Below are 18,745 nucleotides of genomic sequence, written 5' to 3' on the forward strand. Positions count from 1 at the left end.
CGTAGGGGCTCCTCATACGAGGACATGGTCGACGAAGCACCAGCGCCAGTCCTCGCCGGGTTCGAAGGTCCGCATCACCGGGTGACCCGACTCCTTGTGGTGCTCCGTCGCGTGCCGGCTCGGCGAGGAGTCGCAGCAGCCGACGTGGCCGCAGGTCAGGCACAGTCGAAGTTGCACCGGGTGGGTACCGTCCCGCAGACACTCCGGACACGTCTCACCGAGCGGGACGGGTTCCGGGTGGGGCAGCGCGTCGGCGTGCGTGCACTGTTTCATGATTGCCAGATTACGACGGGCGTGCGGACGACCGCGCGGAAAAACGAGGGCGGGCTGGACATGGACGTGATGCCACTGCTGTTGCTGGTGGCCGGCAGTGCGGCGTTCGCGGCGGCGGCCCGGCGCACGCCGGTGCCCGCGCCGCTGCTGCTGGTGGCGGTCGGTCTGGTGGTGTCCTACCTGCCGGGGGTGCCCGACTACACCCTGGACCCGGACGTCGTGCTGCCGCTCCTGCTGCCCCCGCTGCTGTACACGTCGGCCACCGACAGCTCCTACCTCGACCTGCGCGCCCAGCTGCGTCCGGTGGCCCTGCTGTCGGTCGGGTACGTGCTCTTCGCGACCTTCGCCGTCGGCTGGGCGGCCTATCTGATCGTCCCCGGGCTGCCGCTGACGGCGGCACTGGTGCTGGGCGCGGTGGTGGCGCCGCCGGACGCGGTCGCGGCCACGGCGGTGGCCCGTCGGGTCGGCCTGCCGTCACGGATCACCACCATCCTCCAGGGCGAGTCGCTGCTGAACGACGCCACCGCGATCACCGCCTACAAGGTGGCCCTCGCGGTCGTGGTCGGCGAGGGCGCGTCCTGGGCCGGCGGCATCGAGGAGTTCCTGGTGGCGGCGGTCGGCGGGACCGCAGTCGGCCTGATCCTGATGGCCCCGCTGCACTGGCTGCGCACGCACCTCAAGGAGCCCCTGCTCCAGAACACGCTCTCCCTGCTGATCCCCTTCGTCGCGTACGCGGCGGCCGAGCAGTTCCACGCCTCCGGCGTCATCGCGGTGGTCGTCGTCGCGCTCTACCTGGGCCACCGCGCGTGGGAGGTCGACTTCGCGACCCGCCTCCAGGAGGAGGCCGTGTGGAAGATGGTCGCCTTCGTGCTGGAGTCGGCGGTGTTCGCGCTGATCGGCCTCCAGCTCCCGGTCGTCCTGAAGGGCCTCGGCGCCTACGAGGGCGTGGACGCCGCCTGGTACGCCGTCGCGCTGTTCTTCGTGGTCGTGGCGACGCGCTTCCTGTGGGTGTACCCGGCGACCTTCCTGCCCCGGCTGCTGTCGGCGCGTATCCGCGCGCGGGAGGAGAATCCGACCTGGCGCGGGCCGATCGTCATCGCCTGGGCCGGCATGCGGGGTGTGGTCTCGCTCGCCATCGCCTTCTCCATCCCGCTCACCGTGGACCACGGCGACGCGCCCTTCCCGTACCGCAACCTGATCCTCTTCCTCACCTTCACGACGGTCATCGGCACCCTGGTGGTGCAGGGGCTGAGCCTGCCGCCGCTCATCCGCCTGCTGAAGTTCCCCGAGCCCGACCCGCAGGCCGCGACGCTCGCCGAGGCCAACGCCCAGGCGCAGGCCTCCCGGGTCGCCGAGGAGCGCCTGGACGCGCTGCTCACCGATGAGCGCAACGCGCTCCCGCCGCCGCTCGCCGACCGGCTGCGCAGCGTTCTGGAGCGGCGCCGCAACGCCGTCTGGGAGCGCCTCGGGCAGGTCAACCCGGTCACCGGCGAGACCGTCGACGACACCTACCGGCGCCTCTCGCGCGAGATGATCAGCGCCGAGCGCGAGATGTTCGTCCGGCTGCGGGACGGCCGCTACATCGACGACGAGATGCTGCGCACGCTGCTGCGCCGACTGGACCTGGAGGAGGCGGCGGCGTTCCGGGAGACGGCCTAGCCCCGTCGCGCGTCCGTCACGTCCCCGGCCTCACGGGAACGGGCGGCCCGTGATCACGGCCGTCACGGTCGTGCCGCGCGGGAAGGCGCCCTCCTCGGCCAGGACGACGAGGCCGTAGAGCGACTTGGCGACATAGAGACGTTCGACGGGCACCGCGTGGCGTCGCTCGAAATCGGCCGCGAAACTCTCGAGTTCGGGGGTGACACGGGCGTAGCCGCCGAAGTGGAAGCGTTCGTCCAGCAGCCACTCGCCCCGTCGGCCGCCGAAGGCCTCCTCCTGGAGCGCCTGTATCCCGTCGGCGAGGAAGCCTCCCCTGAGGACCGGTATCCCCAGGGTCCGCTGGTCGGGGGCGAGGCCGGCCGCCAGGCCTGCGAGGGTGCCGCCGGTGCCACAGGCCACGGCGACGACGTCGGTACGGCCCCGCAGCTCCTCGCCGAGCGCCCGGCAGCCGAGGACCGCCGCCGCGTTGCTGCCGCCCTCGGGCACGACGTACGCGTCCGGCGCGCCGACGGCGTCCAGGAGTCTCCCCAGCACGTCCGGCTCGGCCTTGCGGCGGTACGTCGAACGGTCCACGAAGCGCAGACGCATGCCGTCGGCCGCGCACCGGGCCAGGGACGGGTTCAGCGGCCGGCCGGCCAGTTCGTCGCCGCGCACCACGCCCACCGTGGACATGCCGAGGAGACGGCCGGCGGCGGCCGTGGCCCGCAGGTGGTTGGAGTAGGCGCCCCCGAAGGTGACCAGCGTCCGTCCCGCCGCCCGCTCCAGATTGGGCGCGAGCTTGCGCCACTTGTTGCCGATCAGCTCGGGGTGGATCAGGTCGTCCCGCTTCAGCAGCAGCCGGACGCCGTGCCGCCGGAACCGGTCGTCGGACACTTCCTCGAGGGGCGACGGCAGGCGGGGGCGGAGATCGGTCACCCGCTCATTGTCGAACACCGTTCGGTGAAACGTACCTCTTCCCTGCCCACGTTGATCCATTCCCGCTCTTTCGTGTAATAGCACGAGCACACTCCGTGATGGAAGGCTTGCCGCGTGAACGAAGTGCACCGGCGCAGTTCGGCGCCCGTGCATGAACCGGGAGGGCATTTCTCATGTCGGTAGGCGAAGAGGTCCGCGCGGAGTCGGGCAAGCCGCAGCAGAGTCTCGGCACCGCGGCGGCGCGGAACCTGGCCACCACGACCAAGTCCGCACCGCAGATGCAGGAGATCAGCTCCCGCTGGCTGCTGCGGAATCTGCCCTGGGTGGACGTGCAGGGCGGCACGTACCGGGTCAACAGGCGTCTGACGTACGCGGTGGGCGACGGCCGCATCACGTTCGTGAAGACCGGCGACCGCGTCGAGGTCATCCCGGCCGAGCTGGGCGAACTGCCCGCGCTGCGCTCCTACGAGGACGAGGAAGTGCTCGCAGAACTCGCCTCCCGCTGCCGGCAGCGGGAGTTCGGCCCGGGCGAGGTCATCGCCTCCTTCGGCAGCCAGAGCGAAGAGGTCTACCTGCTGGCGCACGGCCGTGTCGAGAAGGTCGGCACCGGCCCCTACGGCGACGACCAGGTGCTCGGAGTCCTCGCCGACGGCGCGTACTTCGGCGACCAGGCGCTGCTCGACGCGGACGCCATCTGGGAGTACACGGCCCGCGCGGACACGGCCTGCACGGTGCTGGTCCTGGCCCGGCAGGACGTCGAACAGGTCGCGGAGCGTGCCGACTCGCTGAGCGGGCATCTCCAGCAGTTGCGCGCGATTCCCGAGCAGCGGACCAACAAGTACGGCGAGAAGGAGGTCGACCTCGCCGCCGGTCACGCCGGCGAGCCGGACATCCCGCACACGTTCGTGGACTACGACGCCCGCCCGCGTGAGTACGAACTGAGCATCGCCCAGACCGTCCTGCGCATCCACTCGCGCGTGGCCGACCTCTACAACCAGCCGATGAACCAGACCGAGCAGCAGTTGCGGCTGACCGTCGAGGCGCTCAAGGAGCGCCAGGAGCACGAGCTCGTCAACAACCGCGAGTTCGGCCTGCTGCACAACTGCGAGTACGACCAGCGGCTCCAGCCGCACGACGGTGTGCCCGGGCCGGACGACCTGGACGAACTCCTCAGCAGGCGGCGTGGCACCAAGATGCTGCTCGCCCACCCGCGCGCGATCTCCGCGATCGGCCGTGAGCTCAACAAGCGGGGGCTCGTCCCCGAGACGATCGATGTCGGCGGCAACCGGATCCCGACCTGGCGCGGGGTGCCGATCTACCCGTGCAACAAGATCCCGGTCACCGAGGCCCGCACCAGCTGCATCATCGCGTTGCGTCTGGGCCAGGAGGACCAGGGTGTCATCGGACTGCGTCAGTCCGGTATCCCGGACGAGATCGAGCCGAGCCTGTCGGTGCGGTTCATGGGCATCAACGAACAGGCCATCATCAAGTACCTGGTCACGGCCTACTACTCGGCCGCGGTCCTGGTGCCGGACGCGCTGGGCGTTCTGGAGAACGTCGAGATCGGCCGCTGGCGGTGACCTCCGCCACCAGGCGGTACCGGGGGGAGACGCGCGAAAGGCGGAGGCCCATCGGGAGCCAGGGCGACAGCGGTCCGGGGCCGGCCGACGGGCACGACGCGGCGGTGATCCTGGAGCGCTCCCGGGCGTCGGTCGATCCGGAACTGCGCGCGGCCGTCGACTCGCTGCCCGGCTCCATGCGCCGGGTCGCGCTCTACCACTTCGGCTGGGAGCACGCCGACGGCACCCCGGCGGCGGGCAACGCGGGCAAGGCGATCCGTCCGGCCCTCGTGCTCGCCGCGGCCGCCGCGCTCGGTGGCCCGGCGGCCCGGGCGGTGGCGCTGCGGGCGGCCGCGGCGGTCGAACTGGTGCACAACTTCACGCTGTTGCACGACGACGTGATGGACCGGGACACCACCCGGCGGCACCGACCCACCGCCTGGACCGTGTTCGGCGACGCCGACGCGATCCTCGCCGGGGACGCCCTGCAGGCTCTCGCGCTGGGGCTGCTGGCCGCCGACCCGCATCCCGCGTCATCGGCGGCGGCCCGCCGGGTCGCGGCCTGTGTGATCGAACTCTGCGCGGGCCAGCAGGCGGACACGGCCATGGAGAAACGCGGCCCCGCCGAGATCACCCTCGACGAGGTGCTCGTCATGGCCGAGGCCAAGACGGGAGCACTGCTCGGCTGCGCCTGTGCCGTGGGCGCGCTGTACGCGGGCGCGGCCGAGGAGGACGTGGACGCGCTGGACGCGTTCGGCCGGGAGGCCGGGCTCGCCTTCCAGCTCATCGACGACGTGATCGGCCTGTGGGGTGACCCGCGGCACACCGGCAAGCCGGCCGGCGCGGATCTCGCCGCCCGCAAGAAGTCCTTGCCGGTGGTCGCCGCGCTGACCTCCGGCACCCCGGCGGCCGGTGAACTGGCCGAGCTGTACGCGGCGCCCTACGCCCCGGCCGACCTGGAGCGCACGACCCTGGCCGTCGAGCGGGCCGGCGGTCGCGAGTGGGCCCAGGAGCAGGCGGCCGACCGTATGGCCCGCGCGATGCACGAGCTGGCCCGGGCGATCCCGGACCCGGAGTCGGCGGGCGGCCTGCTGTCCCTGGCGGAGTTCGTGACACGGCGCAGCAGCTGAGACGCGACCGGTCCGATCGGGCGGTAGAGCACGAAGGCTGACGAAGGAAGCCGGACCGATTCCACCGAAATCTCCGGCGCGACGGGTCCCGCACATCCCCGCGGTGTGCGGGACCCGCCGGCGTGGGGTCTACCCGGGGTCCTCGCCGCCGTCCGGGACCACCGTCGCCACGATCCGCTCGACCAGCCCCTCCGGCACCCCCACCCCCGGCAGAACGCCGTCCAGGACGCCCGGCAGGGTCAGGTGCTCCAGGAGCAGTCCCAGCATCGCGAGGTACAGGACGACGACGGTCTCGTCGCCGCCTGGCAGGCGGGCCTCGCGGTGGAAGTCCATGCCGTACTCGAGGTCGCCGCGCACCGACGTGGTGAAGGAGGTGCGGAGGTCGGGGCGCCGGGTGGCCTCGAGGCGCATCTCCAGCAGGGCGAGGTAGCCGCTCCGGTCACGGGTCGCGCGGGCCATCAGGTCGTGCATGAACGCCGTGACCAGGGAACGGTCGCGCGGCTGCGCCAGCAGCGCGCCGAGCACCTCCGGGTCGGGCGCCAGGCGGACGTGCAGCCGGGCGTCGATCTGGCGCAGCAGGTCGTCGCGCCCGGTGAAGTAGTTGGAGGCGGTGCCCACCGGCACCGCCGCGGCGGAGTCCACCGCGCGGAAGGTGAGCCCGCGCGCGCCCTCCCGCGCGAGTACTTCCACCCCGGCGTCCACCAGGGCCGCCCGGCGCTCCGGATTTCCGGCCATGCGGAATCCTCTTCTCTCACTTGGCTCCGTTTTCCCGGAACGCCGGGAAATCCCCTTGCAACCACTACAAGTGAAGTACTACAACTGGAGTGGTTCGAAGGAAGCCTACGGAAAGAGCCCCCACTTGCGAAAGCTCACCTACTTCATCGCCTGCTCCGTCGACGGCTTCATCGCGGACGTGCACGGCGACGCCACCGCGATGTACGCCTACGTCGACGAGGAGTTCCTCGACTTCCTCAAGACGGACCACCCGGAGACCATGCCGACCCACGGCCGACGCGCGCTCGGCCTCGACGACCTCGAGAACAAGAGGTTCGACACGGTCATCCAGGGCCGGGCCAGCTACGACGTGGCGCTGAAGGAGGGCGTCACCAGCCCGTACGCACACCTGCGCCAGTACGTCGCCTCACGCACCCTCGGCGAGTCGCCCTCCCCGGACGTCGAGATCATCGCGGACGGCCTGCTCGACAAGGTCCGCGAGCTGAAGGCGGAGGACGGCGGCCTCGACATCTATCTGTGCGGCGGCTCCCGCGTCGCGGGCGAGCTGTTCGACGAGATCGACGAGCTCGTGATCAAGACCTACCCGATCGTCTACGGCACCGGCATGCCGATGTTCGGCGCCGCCTTCGACGTCGCCCGCTTCAGCTTCGGCGGGGTGCGCTCCTTCGGCAACGGGGCGGTCGTACGGACGTACGGCAGGGAACGCTGACGTACGGCGGGGAGCGCTCGCGTCCGGGCCGCCCTACCCTGTAGGGCATGGACCGGGAACAACGTGCCTGCCCCGCCTGCGGGCAGCCTGTGCAGTCCGTCGTCCGGCGACACAAGACGCTGGGCGCGTGGGTCCCGCGCTGGGTGGCGGGCCCGTGTCACAACCCGCGCTGCGAGGCGTACGTGGAGACGGGCGCCCGGCAGGAGCCGGCCGACAGCGCGGTCACCGGCGCCGAAGCCGCCGAGAACCGAGGCGCCGAGACCCGGGGCGCCGAGACCGAGGACGAACCCGGGGCCCCCACCGCCCCGGCCCCCTGAACCCTTCGAGCGGAGACCGATGACCTGCCGAGTGACCCTGATCCCACCGGCGATCACTTCGGCTCTGCGCGAGGCGCGGTTCGACGACGGCAGCGGCGAACTGGACGCCGCCGCGGTGCGCCGGGCCCGGTCGGTCGCGGCGCTGCTGCCCGACGCGGACCGCTCGGCGGCCTCGCCCTCCACCCGCTGCCGGCAGACCGCCGAGGCACTGGGACTGCCCGCGCCCCAGGCGTCCGCGCCGGCCGCTCTCGACGTGGGCCGCTGGCGCGGCCGGACGCTCGCCGAGGTGACGGCCGCCGAGCCGGACGCGGTGGCGTCCTGGCTGACGGATCCGGCGCACGCCCCGCACGGCGGGGAGACGGTACGGGCCCTGTGCGACCGGGCCGGGGCATGGCTGGAGGACATCGCCCGCACTCCGGGCCGGGTGACCGCCGTGGTGGAACCCGACGTCGTGCGCGCCCTGCTCGTCCGCGCGCTGGGCCTCCCGGAACCGGTGTTCTGGCGGCTCGACGTGCGTCCGCTGACCGCCGTGGACCTGAGTGGCCGGGCGGGGCGGTGGAATCTGCGGGTGGGCGCGCCGTTGGGGGAGGAGCCCTAGGGGGCTCGGCGTGCCCGGTCGGCGGCTCGGTCAGTGCTCGGTCGTCGGTCCGGTGGTCCCGGAACCGGGGCGTGGCAGCCCGCCCGTCTCCGCGTCGCGTCCGGTCAGGCAGTACAGGCCGCCGGTCGGGTCGCGCATCACCGTCCAGTGCGGATGGCGGGCGACCAGGACCGCGCCGAGTTCCTCGTGCCGGGTGCGTACGGCGTCGATGTCCGGGCCGCAGGCCAGGTCGAGATGGACGCGGACGGGGCCATCCGTGTCGAGCCGCTGGAGCAGGATGCGGACCGGCAGCCCCGGCGGCGGCTCGACCACGTGGAACTCGGGCCGGGATCCCGGGCGGGCCGACCAGTCGGGCAACAGGCCGCTCCAGAAGGCGACTTCACTCTCGTACGTGGACGGCGGGAGGTCCATGCACACCTGGTCCAGGCGGCTGCCGGCCACCACGGGCGGCCGCACGGACTCCCCCTGCCACGGCACCGCGCAGAACAAGTGCCCCGCGGGAGAACGCAGTACGGCCCAGCCGTCGTGCGCGGCGGCCGTCTCCGCGCCCAGTTCCAGCGCCGCCGCGACGAAACCGGGCACATCCTGGACGGAGAGATCGAGATGCGCCCCGCCGTCGCCGTCCGCGACCGCCTGGACCTTCGCGCAGGCGTCGGCGGCCTTCGGCAGCAGGGTGACGAACTCCCCGTCGTCGCCCCTGGGTTCGGAGAGGGACGTCTGCGTGACGGCGGTCCAGAAGTCGCAGGCCCGCGCGAAGCCCGGGGCGGGCCGGTCGACGAAGACGTGGGCCCAGCGGACGGGTCGGCTCATCCGGTCCGCTCCATGAACCGCAGCATGTTCCCCGCCGGGTCACGGAACGCGCAGTCGCGCACCCCGTAGGGCTGGTCCGTCGGCTCCTGGAGCACCTCGACGCCTGCCTCCCGCACGCGCGCGTGCAGCGCGTCGCAGTCGGCGGTGGTGAAGATCACCCCGCGCAGCACCCCCTTGGCGAGCAGCCGGGCCATCGCTTCCCGGTCGGCGGGGGAGAAGTCCGGGTTCGCGCCCGGCGGTTCCAGTACGAGGTTCACGTCCGGCTGGAGCGGCGACCCGACGGTCACCCACCGCATCCCCTCGAAGGAGACGTCGTTGCGGACTTCGAGACCGAGCACCTCGACGTAGAAATGCAGGGCCTTGTCGTGGTCGTCGACGGCGACGAAACACTGGTGGAGTTTGAGGTCCATGACGTCCACCCTAGGCGGGCCGGCCGCGCAGCGGGCGGGTGTACGTCCGGGCCACACAGGACGGGATCACCGCGCCGGCCTCGTGCGACCGCGCCCGGTAGGCGCTCGGGGTCTCGCCGACCAGTTCGGTGAAGCGGGAGCTGAACGAGCCGAGCGAGGTGCAGCCGACCGCCATGCAGACCTCCGTCACGGTCAGGTCGCCGCGGCGCAGGAGGGCCTTCGCGCGCTCGACCCGCCGGGTCATGAGGTAGCCGTAGGGCGTCTCGCCGTAGGCCTCGCGGAAGCTGCGCTGGAAGTGGCCCGGGGACATCAGCGCGGTGCGCGCGAGCGCGGCGACGTCGAGTGGCTCCGCGTAGTCACGGTCCATCCGGTCGCGTGCCTGCCGCAGCCGCTTCAGGTCCTCGAGGGTCACAGGGCCAGCATCGCACGAAGAGAGGCGTCCGGGACGGGACAAGGGACGGGACGCAGGAGCCCAGGAGCGGCTGGAAGAGGGGCGGGAAGGAGACCGCACCCGGACCGTGGGGCACGCCGTGCTCGGCGGCCCGCGGACCGGGTGCGGACGGGCCCGTCGCGACCGGCACGAGGCGGGTCGGACGGCCCGGGGCGAAGATCAGGCCTCGGTCAGGCCTTCTTGGTCTCCCAGAAGATCTTGTCGATCTCGGCGATGAGCTCCAGGGCCTTCTCGCCGGTCTTCGGGTCCGTCGAGGCCTTGGCGGCCGACAGGGCCTTCAGGGTGTCGTTGACCAGCTGGTGCAGCTGGGGGTACTTCTCGAAGTGCGGGGGCTTGAAGTAGTCGCTCCACAGCACGGAGACATGGTGCTTCGCAAGCTCGGCACGCTGCTCCTTGATGACGGTGGCGCGCGCCTGGAAGTGCGGGTCGTCGTTGGCGGCCATCTTTTCCTGCACGGCCTTCACCGACTCCGCCTCGATGCGGGCCTGGGCCGGGTCGTACACACCGCAGGGCAGGTCGCAGTGTGCGCTGACCTTGACCTTGGGGGCAAACAGGCGGGAAAGCATGGAGCGTTCCTTCCTCGTGATCGTCTTCTCAGGTGGGACATTACTCCCTGCGAGACCGCTTTTCGCGGGTGCCCCCATGGGCTTAGGACAAAAGTCCGGGGTCAGACTGAGACTGGTGGAGGAACAGACCGGGGAGGTGCCGGCGATGCCGGAGCTGTCGCAGGAGACCGAGCGCGCGGGGGCGGGCGCGCTCTTCGGACTGGCCGAGGTGACCGGCCCGTCCATGGTGCCCACGCTGTACCAGGGGGACCGGCTGGTGGTGCAGTACGGCGCCCGCGTCCGGGCCGGTGACGTGATCGTGCTGCGGCATCCGTTCCAGCAGGATCTGCTGGTCGTGAAGCGGGCCGCGGAGCGCCGTGAGGGCGGGTGGTGGGTCCGCGGGGACAACACCTACGCCGGCGGCGACAGCACCGACTACGGGACGGTGCCCGACGAGCTGATCCTGGGCAAGGTGCGGCTGCGCTACCGCCCGCTGAAGCCCGGTCAGCGCTCGCCGCTGGCGCTGGTGCGCTGGGCGCTGTCGGCGGCCAGGCCGGTGCCGGCCGTCCGGTCCGCCTCCAGGCGCTTGCGGGCGCGGTAGGCCGCCACGTTGGCGCGGGTGGCGCAGCGGTCGGAGCAGTAGCGCCGGGAGCGGTTGGTCGAGGTGTCGAGGTAGGCGTTGCGGCACGGGCCCGCCTCGCACAGGCCCAGGCGGTCGACGCCGTACTCGGTGAGGTGGAACGCCAGGCCCATGGCCGCGACGGCCGCGTAGCCCGCCGTCGCGTTGGACGGGTGATCGGCCAGGTGCATGTGCCACAGCGGGCGGCCGTCGTCGTCGCGGAAGTCGTGGCCGGAGATCTGCGGGCTCACCGGGAACTCCAGGAGGAGCGAGTTCAGCAGGTCCACCGCGAGGGTCTCGTCACCGCCGTCGGCCGCCTCGAAGACCGCGCGCAGGCGGGCCCGGACCGATCGGAACCGGGTGACGTCCGCGTCGGTGGCCCGCCGGCCCGCCGACTGGTTGCCGCTGAAGAGAGAGCGAACCGCCTCGACCGAGGTCAGCGCGTCCTTGCCCCGGGCCGGTTCCTCGCTGTTGACGAGGCGCACGGCGTAATCCGAGTAATAGGCCAGTTCCACTTGTAGTCCTTACGAGGGCGCTCTGTGCTCGGGGTGCGGGCAGGGTAACGGCCGTTCTTACTCCCAGGGTATTACGCGACGACGGGACGACGCCCCGGATCAACGCGGTCGTGGCGCGCGCGGCGCCACGACCGCATGAATCGGGCCAGGCTCGACGGGGTGCTCGGCCGGGCCGGGTGGTGGCACGTTCGCGTGCTGGTCGAACAGGGCTTCAGCGAGGCTCGGCCCGCGGGCGGCGGCCGGTGACACCCTGTTGCCGGCGCCGAAGCGACCGGGCCCGCGTACCGGCGGAAACCAGCCAGCCGGCGTCGCCGGTCGGCCTGGAGACGTCCCGAACGGCGGAAGGGGCGGTACGGGATTCCCGTACCGCCCCTTTCCGTCCGCCGTGCCGCTACAGCACCTTGGACAGGAACGCCTGCGTCCGCTCGTGCTGCGGGTCGGTCAGGACGTCGCGCGGGTTGCCGGACTCCACGACCACTCCGCCGTCCATGAAGACCAGGCTGTCGCCGACCTCGCGGGCGAAGCCCATCTCGTGGGTGACGACGACCATCGTCATCCCGGACTCGGCCAGGTCGCGCATGACGTCGAGGACGTCACCGACCAGCTCCGGGTCGAGCGCCGAGGTCGGCTCGTCGAACAGCATGAGCTTCGGGTCCATCGCCAGGGCACGGGCGATGGCGACGCGCTGCTGCTGGCCGCCGGAGAGCTGCGAGGGGTAGCTCCCGGCCTTGTCGGCGAGGCCGACGCGGTCCAGGAGCTCCCGCGCCCGCTCCCTGGCCTGGGCCTTGCTGACGCCCTTGACCTGGACCGGGGCCTCGATGACGTTCTCCGCGGCCGTCATGTGCGGGAACAGGTTGAACCGCTGGAACACCATGCCGATGTCCCGGCGCTTCAGCGCGACCTCGCTGTCCTTGAGCTCGTACAGCTTGTCGCCCTTCTGGCGGTAGCCGACCAGCTCGCCGTCGACGTACAGCCGTCCGGCGTTGACCTTCTCCAGGTGGTTGATGCACCGCAGGAAGGTCGACTTGCCGGAACCGGAGGGGCCGATGAGGCAGAACACCTCACCGTTCCTGACCTCCAGGTCGATGCCCTTGAGGACCTCGACCGCGCCGAAGGACTTGTGGACGCCTTCGGCCTTCACCATGGCGTGGGAGGGCTGCGTCATGCCGTGACCCCCTTCGGGCGGCGGGTGGGCAGGACGAGACTCCGCAGACGCTGGAGCGGCGTCGGCGGCAGGGTGCGGCTCGAGCCGCGCGCGTAGTACCGCTCGACGTAGTACTGCCCGACGCTCAGGATCGAGGTCATGATCAGGTACCAGGCGGCGGCGAGGAAGTACATCTCGACCGTGGAGCCCGCGTTCTGACCGATGTCCTGGGCCTCCTTGAAGAGGTCGGCGAACTGCACCGCCGAGACGAGCGAGGTCGTCTTCAGCATGTTGATGACCTCGTTGCCCGTCGGCGGCACGATCACACGCATCGCCTGCGGGATGACGATCCGGCGCAGGGTCTTGGTGTGGCTCATGCCCAGGGCGTGCGAGGCCTCCGTCTGCCCCTCGTCGACCGAGAGCAGGCCGGCACGGCAGATCTCGGCCATGTAGGCGGCCTCGTTGAGTCCCAGCCCGAGCAGCGCCGTCAGCAGCGGCGTCATGAAGGACGACCAGTAGTCCTTGTAGATCGGGCCGAGGTTGATGTACTCGAAGACCAGACCCAGGTTGAACCAGACGAAGAGCTGGACCAGAACCGGGGTGCCGCGGAAGAACCAGATGTAGAACCACGAGATCGACGAGGTCACCGGGTTCTTCGACAGGCGCATCACGGCGAGCAGGATGCCGCCGGCGATGCCGATCACCATGGACAGCACGGTGAGCAGCAGGGTGTTCCAGACGCCGTGCATGATGCGGTCGTCGAAGAAGTAGTCGGGGATCGCGCCCCAGTTGATATTGCCTTGGGCGAAGGCGTAGACGACCGAGCCCAGCAGGGCGAGCGCGACGATCGCCGATACGTAGCGCCCCGGGTGCCGGACCGGGATGGCCTTGATGGCCTCCGGCCCGGCGGGGGGCGTCGCGTCGGGACCGTCCGTCTTGTTGACGTCAACAGTCACGGGTGGAGCCTTTCAGAGCCGAGTCGAACGATGCGGTGTCAGGAACCGCCGTTGATCTTGGACTCGGTGATCGCGCCGTCCGCGACACCCCACTTCTCGACGATCTTCTTGTACTCGCCGTTGGCGATGATCGCCTGGACGGCCGCCTGCAGCGCGTCGCGCAGCTCGGTGTTGTCCTTGGCGACGGCGATGCCGTACGGCCCCGCCTCGACCTGGTCGCCGACGATCTCGAAGTACTTGCCGCCGCCGGCGTTCTTCACGGAGTAGGCGGCGATCGGGAAGTCGGCGGAGACGACGTCGGCGCCCTTGGAGCGCATCCGGGTCTCGGCCTCGGGGTTGGTGGCGAAGTCCTCGATCTTGAGTGCGGCCTTGCCGTCCTTCTTGCACTTCGCCGCCTGGTCCTTGGCGAGGTCGTGCGAGAAGGTGTTGCGCTGCACGGCCATGGTCTTGCCGCAGAGGTCGTCCCAGGTCTTGATGCCCTGGGCGTCGCCCTTGTTGGTGTAGAGGGAGACACCGGCGGTGAAGTAGTCGACGAAGTCGACGCCGGCGCCGACCTTCTTGCCGGTGTCGCCGTCGATGCCTTCCTGGCGGTCCTTGGTGTCGGTCATGGCCGACATGGCGACGTCGTAGCGCTTGGACGCGAGACCGCCGACGAGGGTGTCGAACGTGGCGTTCCTGGAACTCGAACTTCACGCCGAGCTGCTCGCCCATGGCGGCGGCGATGTCGGGGTCGATACCGGCCGTCTTGCCGGAGTCGTCCTTGAACTCGACGGGCGCGTACGCGATGTCGGAACCGACCCGGATCACGCCCTTGTCCCGGATCGCCTGGGGCAGCTTGTCGGCCAGCGGGGCGGCGCTCGTCGACGCGCTGTCGCTGCTTCCGGAGCCGTTGTCCTTGGTCTGGTCACCGCAGGCGGTGAGCAGCAGGGCGCCAGCGACCGCGAGGGATCCGACCGCTGCCAGGCGGGTGCGCGCGGCGGTCGTGCGTCGGGTGGAGCTTGCGGTCATGGTGGATTCCTCCGGCGGATGGATGGAGATGCCGATGGGTCGACAAATGCCGATGGGTCGACGAGAACACACACCTTCGGGTGTCGCGACCTCGTGTGATGACGGCATCTTGCCATTCGGACGACGCCATTCAGGGGGCCAGCCATGTCAAAATCGGATAACGGGCAACCCCCGAACCGCATCACTCCGGTACATCACGACCGGACGGAGCCGGACCATCTGCGGGAATCCCCCGTTCCGGCCGAAAGATCTTCGGTTGATCTCACGGTGTGGTCGTCCGGCGTGCGCGCTGTTCGTCGACTTGAGTCCGTGTCAAGGGTTCCGGGCGGCTTGGCGAGACTTCGCGCATGAGTCATGTCACTCAAGGTGACCTCTGTCCAAGGTCCACAGCGTGAGCCGTGTGACCTTGCACGGAATGGACTCGTCGGCTGTGGTGTCCGTCCGGTAAGAAGGATTTTTACACCCCTCATCCGGGGCTCAGGGCGCGTGTGCGGCGCGCCCGACGCGCAGGTGCCCGTACGCATCACCTCTGGGGCCCCGCGCGATGCCCGCCCACTTCTCAATCAGGAGTGGCCACCCTCAAACCATGCAGACCTAAGGGGTACAACACAGTGGCAGCGGAGATCGTCAATCCTCGCAGCGAGAGCGCCGACCAGACGGGCCGGGAGGGCGGTGCGGAGCCCCTCGACTCCTTCGACCCGGTGTTCGCGCTGCACCGCGGCGGAAAGATGGCCGTGCAGGCCACCGTCCCGATCCGCGACAGGGACGACCTGTCCCTCGCTTACACCCCCGGCGTCGCGCGCGTGTGCACCGCGATCGCGGAACAGCCGGACCTGGTGAACGACTACACCTGGAAGTCGTCCGTCGTCGCCGTCGTGACCGACGGCACCGCCGTCCTCGGGCTCGGGGACATCGGCCCCGAGGCCTCCCTTCCGGTCATGGAAGGCAAGGCGATCCTGTTCAAGCAGTTCGGCGGGGTGGACGCGGTTCCGATCGCGCTCGCCTGCACGGACGTGGACGAGATCATCGAGACGGTGGTGCGTCTCGCACCCTCGTTCGGCGGAGTGAACCTGGAGGACATCTCGGCGCCGCGGTGCTTCGAGATCGAGCGCCGGCTCCAGGACGCGCTCGACATCCCGGTCTTCCACGACGACCAGCACGGCACGGCGATCGTGACGCTGGCGGCGCTGCGCAACGCGGCGCGGCTGAGCGGCCGGGGCATCGGCGAGCTGCGCGCGGTCATCTCGGGCGCCGGCGCGGCCGGTGTCGCCATCGCCAAGATGCTGGTGGAGGCCGGCATCGGGGACGTCGCGGTCACCGATCGCAAGGGCATCGTCTCGGCGGACCGCGAGGACCTCACCGACGTCAAGCGCCAGCTGGCCGGGTTCACCAACAAGGCCGGGCTGAGCGGGTCGCTGGAGCAGGCGCTGGCGGGCGCCGACGTCTTCATCGGCGTCTCCGGCGGTACGGTCCCGGAGGAGGCGGTGGCCTCGATGGCGAAGGGCGCGTTCGTCTTCGCCATGGCCAACCCGACGCCCGAGGTGCATCCCGACGTCGCGCACAAGTACGCGGCCGTCGTCGCGACCGGGCGGTCGGACTTCCCCAACCAGATCAACAACGTGCTGGCGTTCCCGGGGATCTTCGCGGGCGCGCTTCAGGTGCGTGCCTCGCGGATCACCGAGGGTATGAAGATCGCGGCGGCCGAGGCGCTGGCGGGGGTCGTCGGTGACGATCTCGCCGCCGACTACGTCATCCCGTCGCCGTTCGACGAGAGGGTCGCTCCCGCGGTGACCGCGGCGGTGGCCGCGGCTGCTCGTGCGGAAGGGGTTGCTCGTCGCTGACGTGCGTCCCGGATGGTCCCGTCCGCGAGGGCGGGGCCATTTTTTTGCCCACCCACCCGCCCGTTCGGGTGATGACGAGGGCGCCGTCCCCGGGGCTGCCGCCCCTGGACCCCCGCTTCGGCCCTGAACGGGCCTCGTCCTCAAGCGCCGGACGGGCTGCATCTGCCCGACCGTGGCGCTCGGCCGGCGCTCCCGCTCGGCCGGCGCTCGCTCGGCGGTGCCGGGTGGCCGGGTGGGCTGCGCCTGGTCGGCCGGCGCTCGAGCGGTGTGCCGGGCACGGCTGGATCTGGCCGGCCGGGCTCGGTCGGTGGCGCCGGGCAGGGCTGCGTGTGGGCGGCTGGTGTTCGGGCGGTGTGCCGGGCAGGGCTGCGTGTGGGCGGCTGGTGTTCGGGCGGTGTGCCGGGCACGGCTGGATCTGGCCGGTCGGTGCTCGGGCGGTGCCGGGCGTGGGAGCGCAAGAGGGCATGTCTCACAGTGGCGTTCGGTTTCGCTCGTCGTCGCCGGACCCTATCGTCGGCTTCATGTTCGCCGTCTACGCCGCCCGAATCGACCGCGACCAGCCGCTTTCCGGCCTGGAGTCGGGGGAGCGCCCGGCCCCCGAGGTCCGGCCGGGCTGGAGCACCGTCCATGTCAGGGCCGCCTCCCTCAACCATCACGATCTCTGGTCGCTTCGGGGCGTCGGTCTCCCCGAGGGCCGACTGCCGATGATCCTCGGCTGCGACGCCGCCGGGGTCGACGAGGACGGCAACGAGGTCGTCCTGCACTCCGTCATCGGCCAGAGCGGGCACGGTGTCGGGCCCGACGAGCCTCGTTCCATCCTCACCGAGAGGTACCAGGGCACCTTCGCCGAGCAGGTCGCCGTGCCGACCTGGAACATCCTGCCCAAGCCCAAGGAGCTCTCCTTCGAGGAGGCCGCCTGTCTGCCCACGGCCTGGCTGACGGCGTACCGCATGCTCTTCACCAACGCGGGTGTACGCCCCGGTGACTCCGTCCTCGTCCAGGGCGCCGGCGGCGGTGTCGCCACGGCGGCCATCGTGCTGGGCCGGGCGGCCGGACTGCGCGTCTTCGCCACCAGCAGGGACGAGGCCAAGCGGAAGCGGGCCCTGGAGCTCGGGGCCGTCGAGGCGGTGGAGCCCGGTGCGCGGCTGCCGCAGCGGGTGGACGCCGTCATCGAGACCGTCGGCGCGGCCACCTGGTCGCACTCGGTGAAGTCCCTGCGGCCCGGCGGCACGCTCGTCATCTCCGGCGCCACCAGTGGTGACCGGCCCTCACACGCCGAGCTGACCCGCATCTTCTTCCTGGAGCTGAAGGTCGTCGGCTCCACCATGGGCACCAAGGACGAACTGGAGGATCTGCTCTCCTTCTGTGCCGCGACCGGTGTCCGTCCCGTCATCGACGAGGTGCTGCCGCTCGACCGGGCCCGCGAGGGCTTCGAACGGCTCGCGTCCGGCGACCTGTTCGGCAAGATCGTGCTCACCAACGGCTGAGTCCTCGGCCGCGGCCGAGTCTCCCGCAAGAACTGTCGGCGGGTCCGGGGTTCCGGGCCCGCCCTTCGCATGCCGCTGGCGTCAACCATGGTTGACACGGCCGACATGTCAACGTAGGTTGACGTCATGACCGAAGCAACGGATCTCGCGGAGCGCGCGGGAGACCGCGACCCACGGGTCGGACTGCGCGCCGTCGCCGCACTGCGCCGGCTGCTGGAGCAGTTGGAGGCGGTGCAGGTGCGCAGTGCGCGCAACCAGGGCTGGTCGTGGCAGGAGATCGCCGCGGAGCTCGGAGTCAGCAGGCAGGCCGTGCACAAGAAGTACGGGAGGCATTGATGTTCGAGCGGTTCACGAAGGACGCCCGTGCCGTGGTCGAGGGCGCGGTGGGACACGCCGAGCGGGAGGAGGCGACGCGGGTCGAGGAGACGCATGTACTGCTGTCCCTGCTCGACCGTGAGGGCAGTCGCGGTTCCTTCGCGCTGGCCTCGCTCGGTCTGCCGCCCGGCGGGCGGGCGGGGCTGGTGCGGGACCTGGACGAGACGCGTCGCCGCGGCGGGCTCTCCCGGGCTGACGCGGACGCCCTGTCCGGGCTGGGCATCGACCTGTCGGAGATCGTGGCCCGGGTCGAGGAGACGCACGGCGAAGGAGCACTGGCCGCCACCGGCCGGGGCGGCCTCTTCGGCGGACGGTCCGGACGGCGGCCGTTCAGCCGGGGGGCCAAGGACCTGCTCACCGGCACCCTGCGCGTCGCCGTCGCCCGTGGAGAACGGCATATCGGGGACGAGCATCTGCTGCTCGCCCTCACCACCCGCCGTGGCGTCCCCTCGGAGATCCTCGCCGACCACGGCGTCACCCACGCGTCCCTCACGCGGGTGCTGTACGGCGACAGCCGAGGGGGTGAGCCAGGGGCCCCGGCCGAGGCCAAGGCCGGCTGAGTCCGCCTGCCTGTGTGCCTGTGCGCCTGTGCGCCTGTGTGCTGGTGGCGCCTGGTTGTCTCTCTGACTGCCTGACCGCCTGTCTGTGTGCCTGGCTGTCAGTGCGCCTGTCCGGGTGTCCGGTTGCGT

21 protein-coding genes and 1 pseudogene are annotated in these 18,745 nt (G+C 71.1%); 11 read left to right on the forward strand and 11 right to left on the reverse strand.

Features of this window, described 5'->3' with window-relative positions; all coding sequences use genetic code 11:
• Positions 1-12: 12 nt before the first annotated feature.
• Complete coding sequence (locus QF030_RS27835) at positions 13-273, reverse strand: UBP-type zinc finger domain-containing protein (RefSeq protein ID WP_307165341.1); 261 nt, start codon at positions 271-273, stop codon at positions 13-15.
• Positions 274-333: 60 nt separating this feature from the next.
• Here QF030_RS27835 and QF030_RS27840 point away from each other — a divergent pair, with 60 nt between their 5' ends.
• A complete protein-coding gene (locus tag QF030_RS27840; protein WP_307165342.1) occupies positions 334-1,932 on the forward strand; it encodes a Na+/H+ antiporter in 1,599 nt (532 codons plus the stop codon).
• A gap of 30 nt (positions 1,933-1,962) precedes the next feature.
• On the opposite strand, the gene QF030_RS27845 is transcribed toward QF030_RS27840, so the two are convergent.
• Complete coding sequence (locus tag QF030_RS27845; RefSeq protein ID WP_307165343.1) at positions 1,963-2,847, reverse strand: 1-aminocyclopropane-1-carboxylate deaminase/D-cysteine desulfhydrase; 885 nt, start codon at positions 2,845-2,847, stop codon at positions 1,963-1,965.
• Positions 2,848-3,020: 173 nt separating this feature from the next.
• Between QF030_RS27845 and QF030_RS27850 the strand changes: the two genes are divergently transcribed.
• The gene (locus QF030_RS27850) at positions 3,021-4,427 is read left to right on the forward strand and encodes a family 2B encapsulin nanocompartment shell protein (protein ID WP_307165344.1); all 1,407 of its coding nucleotides are present in this window, start codon (positions 3,021-3,023) and stop codon (positions 4,425-4,427) included.
• A gap of 50 nt (positions 4,428-4,477) precedes the next feature.
• Positions 4,478-5,536 (forward strand): family 2 encapsulin nanocompartment cargo protein polyprenyl transferase, encoded by a 1,059-nt coding sequence (locus QF030_RS27855; RefSeq protein ID WP_307167715.1) that lies wholly within the window; start codon positions 4,478-4,480, stop codon positions 5,534-5,536.
• A 129-nt stretch (positions 5,537-5,665) separates the two neighbouring features.
• Here the strand turns inward: QF030_RS27855 and QF030_RS27860 are convergent, their stop codons facing one another.
• Positions 5,666-6,271: a TetR/AcrR family transcriptional regulator gene (locus tag QF030_RS27860; protein WP_307165345.1), complete on the reverse strand. Its 606-nt coding sequence runs from the start codon at positions 6,269-6,271 to the stop codon at positions 5,666-5,668.
• A 124-nt stretch (positions 6,272-6,395) separates the two neighbouring features.
• Between QF030_RS27860 and QF030_RS27865 the strand changes: the two genes are divergently transcribed.
• Genes QF030_RS27865 through QF030_RS27875 form a run of 3 tightly spaced genes read left to right on the forward strand, consistent with a single transcriptional unit; the run spans position 6,396 to position 7,895 of the window.
• Positions 6,396-6,980 carry a dihydrofolate reductase family protein gene (locus QF030_RS27865; RefSeq protein ID WP_307165346.1) on the forward strand — a complete coding sequence of 195 codons (585 nt, stop codon included), beginning with the start codon at positions 6,396-6,398 and terminating at the stop codon, positions 6,978-6,980.
• 47 nt (positions 6,981-7,027) lie between these two features.
• Positions 7,028-7,297: a hypothetical protein gene (locus tag QF030_RS27870; RefSeq protein WP_307165347.1), complete on the forward strand. Its 270-nt coding sequence runs from the start codon at positions 7,028-7,030 to the stop codon at positions 7,295-7,297.
• A gap of 19 nt (positions 7,298-7,316) precedes the next feature.
• Positions 7,317-7,895 carry a histidine phosphatase family protein gene (locus QF030_RS27875; protein ID WP_307165348.1) on the forward strand — a complete coding sequence of 193 codons (579 nt, stop codon included), beginning with the start codon at positions 7,317-7,319 and terminating at the stop codon, positions 7,893-7,895.
• Positions 7,896-7,925: 30 nt separating this feature from the next.
• Here QF030_RS27875 and QF030_RS27880 read toward each other — a convergent pair whose 3' ends face one another.
• The 4 genes from QF030_RS27880 to sodN form a co-directional block, all read right to left on the reverse strand.
• Positions 7,926-8,705 carry a VOC family protein gene (locus QF030_RS27880; RefSeq protein ID WP_307165349.1) on the reverse strand — a complete coding sequence of 260 codons (780 nt, stop codon included), beginning with the start codon at positions 8,703-8,705 and terminating at the stop codon, positions 7,926-7,928.
• Positions 8,702-9,115 carry a VOC family protein gene (locus tag QF030_RS27885; RefSeq protein WP_054242786.1) on the reverse strand — a complete coding sequence of 138 codons (414 nt, stop codon included), beginning with the start codon at positions 9,113-9,115 and terminating at the stop codon, positions 8,702-8,704. The genes QF030_RS27880 and QF030_RS27885 overlap by 4 nt, the downstream gene beginning before the upstream one ends.
• 10 nt (positions 9,116-9,125) lie before the next feature.
• Positions 9,126-9,527 carry a helix-turn-helix transcriptional regulator gene (locus QF030_RS27890; RefSeq protein ID WP_307165350.1) on the reverse strand — a complete coding sequence of 134 codons (402 nt, stop codon included), beginning with the start codon at positions 9,525-9,527 and terminating at the stop codon, positions 9,126-9,128.
• A 209-nt stretch (positions 9,528-9,736) separates the two neighbouring features.
• The gene (gene sodN, locus QF030_RS27895; RefSeq protein ID WP_020130742.1) at positions 9,737-10,132 is read right to left on the reverse strand and encodes a superoxide dismutase, Ni; all 396 of its coding nucleotides are present in this window, start codon (positions 10,130-10,132) and stop codon (positions 9,737-9,739) included.
• A gap of 145 nt (positions 10,133-10,277) precedes the next feature.
• Between sodN and sodX the strand changes: the two genes are divergently transcribed.
• Positions 10,278-10,712: a nickel-type superoxide dismutase maturation protease gene (gene sodX, locus QF030_RS27900; RefSeq protein ID WP_307167716.1), complete on the forward strand. Its 435-nt coding sequence runs from the start codon at positions 10,278-10,280 to the stop codon at positions 10,710-10,712.
• On the opposite strand, the gene QF030_RS27905 is transcribed toward sodX, so the two are convergent.
• The 4 genes and pseudogenes from QF030_RS27905 to QF030_RS27920 form a co-directional block, all read right to left on the reverse strand.
• Entirely contained in the window at positions 10,616-11,245 is a 630-nt protein-coding gene (locus QF030_RS27905; protein WP_307165351.1) for a CGNR zinc finger domain-containing protein, read from the reverse strand. The two genes, sodX and QF030_RS27905, sit on opposite strands and share 97 nt — an antisense overlap.
• Positions 11,246-11,636: 391 nt before the next feature.
• The gene (locus tag QF030_RS27910; protein ID WP_307165352.1) at positions 11,637-12,410 is read right to left on the reverse strand and encodes an amino acid ABC transporter ATP-binding protein; all 774 of its coding nucleotides are present in this window, start codon (positions 12,408-12,410) and stop codon (positions 11,637-11,639) included.
• The gene (locus QF030_RS27915) at positions 12,407-13,345 is read right to left on the reverse strand and encodes an amino acid ABC transporter permease (protein ID WP_307165353.1); all 939 of its coding nucleotides are present in this window, start codon (positions 13,343-13,345) and stop codon (positions 12,407-12,409) included. Before QF030_RS27915 ends, QF030_RS27910 begins: the two co-directional genes overlap by 4 nt.
• Before the next feature lie 38 nt (positions 13,346-13,383).
• Positions 13,384-14,353: pseudogene (locus QF030_RS27920) on the reverse strand (ABC transporter substrate-binding protein).
• Between the two features lie 611 nt (positions 14,354-14,964).
• Between QF030_RS27920 and QF030_RS27925 the strand changes: the two are divergent.
• The 4 genes from QF030_RS27925 (at position 14,965) to QF030_RS27940 (ending at position 18,616) form a co-directional block, all read left to right on the forward strand.
• Positions 14,965-16,194 (forward strand): NAD(P)-dependent malic enzyme, encoded by a 1,230-nt coding sequence (locus QF030_RS27925; RefSeq protein WP_307165354.1) that lies wholly within the window; start codon positions 14,965-14,967, stop codon positions 16,192-16,194.
• Between the two features lie 521 nt (positions 16,195-16,715).
• Positions 16,716-17,681, forward strand: coding sequence for a zinc-binding dehydrogenase (locus QF030_RS27930; protein ID WP_307165355.1), 966 nt, complete (start codon positions 16,716-16,718; stop codon positions 17,679-17,681).
• 126 nt (positions 17,682-17,807) lie between these two features.
• Entirely contained in the window at positions 17,808-18,017 is a 210-nt protein-coding gene (locus QF030_RS27935; RefSeq protein WP_016437953.1) for a helix-turn-helix domain-containing protein, read from the forward strand.
• A complete protein-coding gene (locus QF030_RS27940; protein ID WP_307165356.1) occupies positions 18,017-18,616 on the forward strand; it encodes a Clp protease N-terminal domain-containing protein in 600 nt (199 codons plus the stop codon). Before QF030_RS27935 ends, QF030_RS27940 begins: the two co-directional genes overlap by 1 nt.
• Positions 18,617-18,745: the final 129 nt, after the last annotated feature.

This window comes from Streptomyces rishiriensis, assembly GCF_030815485.1.
Lineage (GTDB): Bacteria > Actinomycetota > Actinomycetes > Streptomycetales > Streptomycetaceae > Streptomyces > Streptomyces rishiriensis_A.